Annotated in this window: 6 protein-coding genes; 2 read left to right on the top strand and 4 right to left on the bottom strand. The window is 72.5% G+C overall.

All coding sequences use genetic code 11. The annotated features are described in order from the left end of the window. The first annotated feature begins 4 nt into the window (after nt 1-4). Nucleotides 5-574 carry a DNA-binding response regulator gene (locus SZ60_RS13735; protein ID WP_043596806.1) on the top strand — a complete coding sequence of 190 codons (570 nt, stop codon included), beginning with the start codon at nt 5-7 and terminating at the stop codon, nt 572-574. Between the two features lie 105 nt (nt 575-679). Here the strand turns inward: SZ60_RS13735 and SZ60_RS13730 are convergent, their stop codons facing one another. The 4 genes from SZ60_RS13730 to SZ60_RS13715 all read right to left on the bottom strand — a co-directional run bounded on the left by SZ60_RS13730 (nt 680) and on the right by SZ60_RS13715 (nt 4,835). Then, nucleotides 680-1,849, bottom strand: a complete 1,170-nt coding sequence (locus SZ60_RS13730) for an acyltransferase (RefSeq protein WP_043596805.1) — start codon at nt 1,847-1,849, stop codon at nt 680-682. A gap of 96 nt (nt 1,850-1,945) precedes the next feature. Continuing rightward, nucleotides 1,946-3,460 carry an MFS transporter gene (locus SZ60_RS13725; protein ID WP_043596803.1) on the bottom strand — a complete coding sequence of 505 codons (1,515 nt, stop codon included), beginning with the start codon at nt 3,458-3,460 and terminating at the stop codon, nt 1,946-1,948. A gap of 238 nt (nt 3,461-3,698) precedes the next feature. Then, nucleotides 3,699-4,055 (bottom strand): PRC-barrel domain-containing protein, encoded by a 357-nt coding sequence (locus SZ60_RS13720; protein ID WP_043596802.1) that lies wholly within the window; start codon nt 4,053-4,055, stop codon nt 3,699-3,701. A gap of 72 nt (nt 4,056-4,127) precedes the next feature. Continuing rightward, complete coding sequence (locus SZ60_RS13715; RefSeq protein ID WP_043596810.1) at nt 4,128-4,835, bottom strand: MOSC domain-containing protein; 708 nt, start codon at nt 4,833-4,835, stop codon at nt 4,128-4,130. 155 nt (nt 4,836-4,990) lie between these two features. Here SZ60_RS13715 and SZ60_RS13710 point away from each other — a divergent pair. Then, the coding region (locus tag SZ60_RS13710; RefSeq protein WP_197073576.1) for a 3'-5' exonuclease at nt 4,991-5,664 on the top strand (674 nt) is incomplete at its 3' end.

The raw sequence follows: 5,664 nt of genomic DNA, 5'->3' as shown, positions 1-5,664 counted from the left end.
GACCTTGCTGCGTCGATCGATCGCCGCCCTGCTCGACCTGAGCGACACCGTCGAGGTCGTCGCCCAGGCCGCCGACGGCACCGAGGCCGTGGCCCTCGCCGCGCTCCACGAGCCCGACGTCGTGCTGCTCGACCTCGAGATGCCCGGCATGGACGGCATCGAGGCGGCGATCGCGATCTTGGGTCGACGACCCGAGCAGGCGGTCGTGCTGCTGACCCGTCACGGCCGCCCCGGCGTGCTCCGACGTGCCCTCCGTGCCGGAGTACGGGGCTTCCTGCCGAAGTCGGTCGACCCCGACGAGCTCGAACGGGTGATCGTGCAGGTGCACGACGGCCGCCGCTACATCGACGCCGACATCTCGGCCTCGGCGATGATGGACGACTGCCCGCTGACCGAGCGCGAGCTCGACACGCTGCGCCTCACGACCGACGGGTTCTCGGTCCGCGAGATCAGCGCCCGGCTGCACCTCGCCTCCGGAACGGTGCGCAACTACCTCTCGTCGGCCATGCAGAAGACCGGCAGTTCGTCTCGGCACACCGCGGCCCGCGTCGCGCGCGAGCGCGGCTGGCTCTGACGCCCGGTCCGCCCGGTCCGGACCGGCCCCCGGGCATCAGGCCAGCGCGGCTGGCTCTGACGCCCGGTCCGCCCGGTCCGCCCGGGCCTGCCCGGCCGCCCGGCGTCAGGCGTTCGTCAGCTCGCGGTCCCGCGCGACGGACGAGGAGGCGCGGCGCGGCTCCCGGGGCTCGAAGCGCCCCTTGAGCTTCAGGGCGGGCTTCTCCACGAAGTGGTGCGAGAGCACCGACGTGCCGATCGCCGCGGCGAGCACGAGGACGACGCCGAGAGCACCCTGCACGTACGGCTCGACGAGCGCGATGAAGACGACGTGCCAGAGGTAGAGCGGGTACGAGATGGCTCGTCCGAACCAGGCGACCGGGGCGAGGGACAGCACCCAGGCGACCGGCGACGACGCCGTGACGAGCCCGCCGATCAAGAGCATCGACGCGAGGCCCACCGCGGGCAAGGCGACCGCGAAGGTCAGGACGCTCTGCTGCCAGCCCGATCCGATGACGAACAACGAACCGACGACCCCGCCGAGCCCGAGCCAGGTGACCAGCGCGCCCCAGCGGCCGGCCAGGGCGGCCCGAACGCGGTCGGACCGCAGGACGATCGCCAGCGCGCAGCCCATCAAGAGGGGGGCGACGTTGAGGACGGGGCTGAAGTAGATGTCGGGGGTCGCGCTGCCGGACGGGCGGTCGTAGAGGAACCAGGTCGCGACGGCCGAGGCGACGACGACGACCGACAGGCCGGCGACGAGGGCCTTGCGCTTGACCGCGACGGCGAGCAGCAGCACGAGTACGGGCGGCCAGACGAGGTAGAACTGCTCCTCCATCGACAGGCTCCACATCGGGGCGAAGACGCCCTGCGAGGTGTCGAAGAAGGCCCGGGCGATGTTGCCCGAGTAGGTCAAGGCGATCACGGCGGCCCCGACGGGGCCGAGCGTCGACCCCTGGTAGTCGCCGACGAGCCACCACAGCGAGACGCCGACCACGACGACGGCGAGCAGCGTCGGGTAGAGCCGCAGCAGGCGGCGGACCCAGAACCTGCCGAGCCGGATGCGTCCCGTCGACGCGTGCTCGCGCAGCAGCAGGGTGGTGATCAGGTAGCCCGACAGCACGAAGAAGACGTTGACGCCCACGAACCCGCTGCCGAAGCCCGGCACGTGCAGGTGGTAGAGCACGACGAGGGCGATGGCCAGCGTGCGCAGGCCGTCGAGCGGCAGCACCCGGTCTCGACGGGTGGTCGAGACGGGGCGGACGGTCGGCTCTGTGGTCGGCAGGGCTGAGGGCATCGTTGCAGTGTGCCTCACGTTTCTTGGTGCCGCCCGAACGAGGAGGCCGGGTTCGCATCCCGGCCCCACCCGTTCGTGGGCAGCGCCCCGAGGGGGCTAGCCGCGCTGCTGCGGGACGCGGCGCGGCAGGGCGAACACCAGCACGAACGACGCCAGGGCGAAGATCGCGCTGACGAGCATCGCGTGCGCAGCCGCGTCCGTGAAGCCGGTGGCGACGTCGGCCGGCGTCCGGCCCGAGATGGTCAGCGTCCCGAAGAGCACGCTGCCGATGATCGCGATGCCGACGGCCGAGCCGATGCGCTGGATGGCCGAGATGACGGCGCTGGCCGAGCCGGCGTCCTGCCGGTCGACCGTGGCCACGATGAACTGCACGTTCGGCGCGATGAAGAAGCCGTTGCCGAGGCCGGCGAGCAGCAGCGGCACCAGCAGCATCCAGTTGGTCAGGTCGGAGGCGTCGACCGTGACGAGCACGAGCCACATCCAGGTGAGGCCGATCGTGACGAGTGCCGTACCGAGGATCAACACGCCGCGCCCGAGCCGGGCGGCGATGCGGTTGCTCTGCGACGAGCTGATGATGCTGCCGACCGCGAACGGGATCGCCACGGCGCCCGAGGCCAGCGCGCTGTGGCCGAGCCCCGACTGCCAGAGCAGCGAGATCGTGAAGAAGATGCTGGTGAAGGCTGCGAAGTAGACGAGCGCGAGCACGACGCCGCCGGTGAACGACGGGTGCGCGAACAGCTTCGGCGGCACGAGCGGGGTCTTGCCGCGTTTGGTGTACGCGACCTCCCACAGCCCGAACAGGGCGAGCAGCACGACGCCGGCGGCGATGGTCAGGTAGGTCCAGAGCGGCCAGCCCTCGTCCTGCCCCTGGATCAGCGGGACGAGCAGGGCGACGAAGGCGCCCGAGACCAGGACGAGGCCGATCCAGTCGAGCCCGCGGTCGGGCCGGGGCACCGACTCGTCGCGCTTGGGCAGCAGGACGGCGGCGGCGATCAGGGTGATGATGCCGAACGGCAGGTTGACGTAGAAGACGAGACGCCAGCCGTTCTCGTCGCCGAACGCCTGGATGATCAGGCCGCCGATGATCGGGCCGAGCGCCGACGAGACGCCGATGACGGCGCCCATGATGGCGAAGGCCTTGCCGCGCGAACGACCGGGGAACAGCAACTGGATGAACGCGGTGACGGCGGGCACGAAGATGCCGCCCGCCAGGCCTTGAACGACGCGGAACACGACGAGCTGGGTGTCGTCCTGGGCGAGGCCACAGGCGAGCGACGCGAGGGTGAAGAGCAGCACGCCCGTGAAGTAGACCCACTTGTGGCCGATGCGGTCGCCGATGCGTCCCGCGGGGATCAGTGCGAGGCCGAAGGCGAGGGCGTACCCCGAGATGATCCACGACAGGGTCGACTCCGAGGCGTCGAGCGTCGTGCGGATCGTCGGCAGGGCGACGTTGACGATCGTGGTGTCGAGCAGGGCGATGAACATGCCGAGCAGCAGGGCGACGAGGGCGTACCAGGCGTGACGCGGCACGCCGGCGGGCTGGCCGGGGCCGGCCCCCGGGGAGGACGCCGAGGAGGCGCGGGTCGAGTGGGCGGCGGAGGCGTCGGTCATGGGGGAGCCTTTCGGGCAGCGGCACGGGCCGTGAGGCGAGGCGAGGGGCGTGGGCGGCACGAGGCCGGAGCGCGTGACGGCGGCGTCGGGGCGTGCGCAGGACGCAGGAGGCGCCGGTCACCGACCAGCGCCTCCTGATTTTTGCACGTTCTGCACTCGAGCGCGCACCATCGTCCCCGCGGACGCCGAAGGGCCCCGCCGATGTGGCGGGGCCCCTCGGGATGTCGTGGTGCCGCGGTCAGCGGCGGCCGAGGCGTCGCTCGCCGGCCGCGCCGGTCTGGTACACGAGGCCGTAGTGCTCGAACACGGCGGGCTCGCGGGCGGCCTCGAGCTCGCCGTCGGTCTCGATCGACGGGGCGTCCTTGACGAGCTTCTTGGCGAACTGCACCTTGAGGTGCTTGGGGGCGACGACCGCGCCCTGCAACGGCACGAAGACCAGACGCGAGCGGCCGAGCAGGCCGGCCGTCACCGTGGCGAAGGCGGGCTGGTCGGCGGCGGTGTCGAAGTAGATGCTCTCGAGCGAGCCGACCTTGTCGCCGTCGGGGTCGACGACGGGCATGCCGATCCAGTCACGGATGTTCTCGGCTTCGAACATGGGGTGCCTCCTCTGGCGCGGGCCCCGTCCGGGCCCTCGTCGTCGAGGCTAGTGGAGCGGGTCCGTCCGTGCTCAGGCGGGGACGCGCCCTCGCAGGGCCTTCTCGGCGAAGCCCCGGACCTCGTCGGTGAGTCTCAGGCGGTCGGGCCCGTCGACGGCTGCGAGCAGGGCCTCGGCCCGGTCCGGCTCGAGCCCCGTGAAGGCCTCTCCGATCGTCACCCCGTGCGACGGCCGCGACAGCACGGTGACCCCGTCGCCCGCCTGGACGGGCCCCGCCTTCACCACCCGCAGGTAGGTGCCGGGGCGGCCCTCGGCGTAGAACCGCTTGACCCACATGGCCTCGCCGAGTCGGCGGGCGAACGTGCCGCACGGGACGCGAGGTTTCGTGACCTCGAGCACGAGGGTCTCGCCCACGGCCCAGCGTTCGCCGATGACGGCGCCGGTGACGTCGACCCCGGACGTCCGCAGGTTCTCGCCGAACAGCCCCGGCGCCACCTCGCGGCCGAGCAGCTCGGCGAAGTGGGCGGCGTCCTCGTCGGCGAAGACGTACACCGCCTGGTCGAGACCGCCGTGGTGCTTGCGGTCGGCCTGTACGTCCGCGCGGAGGCCGAGCGGGCGGACGTGCACGGGTCCGTCGACGGGGCGCTTGTCGATCGCGGTCACGCCGATCGTGCCCGAGTCGGGCAGCAGGGCGGACACCCGGCAGACGGCCGTGACGGAGGCGGCCGGAGCCGTGGCGGAGGCGGTCGCGGCGGTGACGGAGGCAGGGGCGGCGGTCATGCCCTCCATCGTGGCGGACGACGCGACCGACGGGAAGCGCCGAGCCGCGCCTCCGGACCCCGCGTCCCCCCACCGCCCCACGACGGGTGTCACCCGATTGCGGGCTGGATGCCCATCGGGCAACCTGCCAGGCTCGCCCCGACGAAAGGGATGACATGGTTCACGGCGGCTACGCGGTCATCGACGTCGAGACGACGGGTCTCTGGCCCGGGCGACACCACCGGGTCATCGAGATCGGCATCGTGCACCTCGACGCCCACGGTGAGGTCGAGGCGTCGTTCGAGACCGTCGTCGACCCCTCGCGAGACCTCGGGCCCATCCACGTGCACGGCCTCCGTAGCGCGGACGTGCGCGGGGCACCCCGGTTCGAGCACGTCGTCGACGAGCTCTGCGACCGCCTGCGCGGGCGGGTCGTCGTCGCGCACAACGCCCGCTTCGAGGCGCAGTTCCTGGCGGCCGAGTTCGCGCGCCTCGGATTGGTCTCGCCGCTCGGGCCCGACGGCGCGGGCGCCCTCTGCACGATGAAGCTCGCCCCCACCTACCTGCCCGGTGCCGGACGGACGCTCGCCGACTGCTGCGCGGCCATCGACGTCGACCTCACCGTCGCCCACGAGTCCTTGGCGGACGCGACCGCGACGGCCCGCCTGCTGTCCGCCTACCTGCGCATGGGTGACGCCCAGTCGGCCTGGTGGCAGGACTGGGGCCGCTACGCCGCCCTGCAGCAGTGGCCGACGGCCGAGACCCCGCGGTCCACCCCGCACCCCCGGTACGCAGGAGGCGCGGGCGGCGCCGACGACGGAGGCCACGGTCCCGGCCGCGCGGCCTGGCA

The sequence above is a fragment of the Frigoribacterium sp. MEB024 genome (assembly GCF_000878135.1).
Classification (GTDB): Bacteria; Actinomycetota; Actinomycetes; order Actinomycetales; family Microbacteriaceae; genus Frigoribacterium.
This window is presented reverse-complemented; position numbering and strand designations above follow the sequence as displayed.

What these genes read in the sequence shown, in the direction of transcription:
- SZ60_RS13730 (WP_043596805.1), bottom strand. Translation starts at nt 1,849, where the DNA reads ATGCCCTCAGCCCTGCCGACCACAGAGCCGACCGTCCGCCCCGTCTCG.
- SZ60_RS13725 (WP_043596803.1), bottom strand. Translation starts at nt 3,460, where the DNA reads ATGACCGACGCCTCCGCCGCCCACTCGACCCGCGCCTCCTCGGCGTCC.
- SZ60_RS13720 (WP_043596802.1), bottom strand. Translation starts at nt 4,055, where the DNA reads ATGTTCGAAGCCGAGAACATCCGTGACTGGATCGGCATGCCCGTCGTC.
- SZ60_RS13715 (WP_043596810.1), bottom strand. Translation starts at nt 4,835, where the DNA reads ATGACCGCCGCCCCTGCCTCCGTCACCGCCGCGACCGCCTCCGCCACG.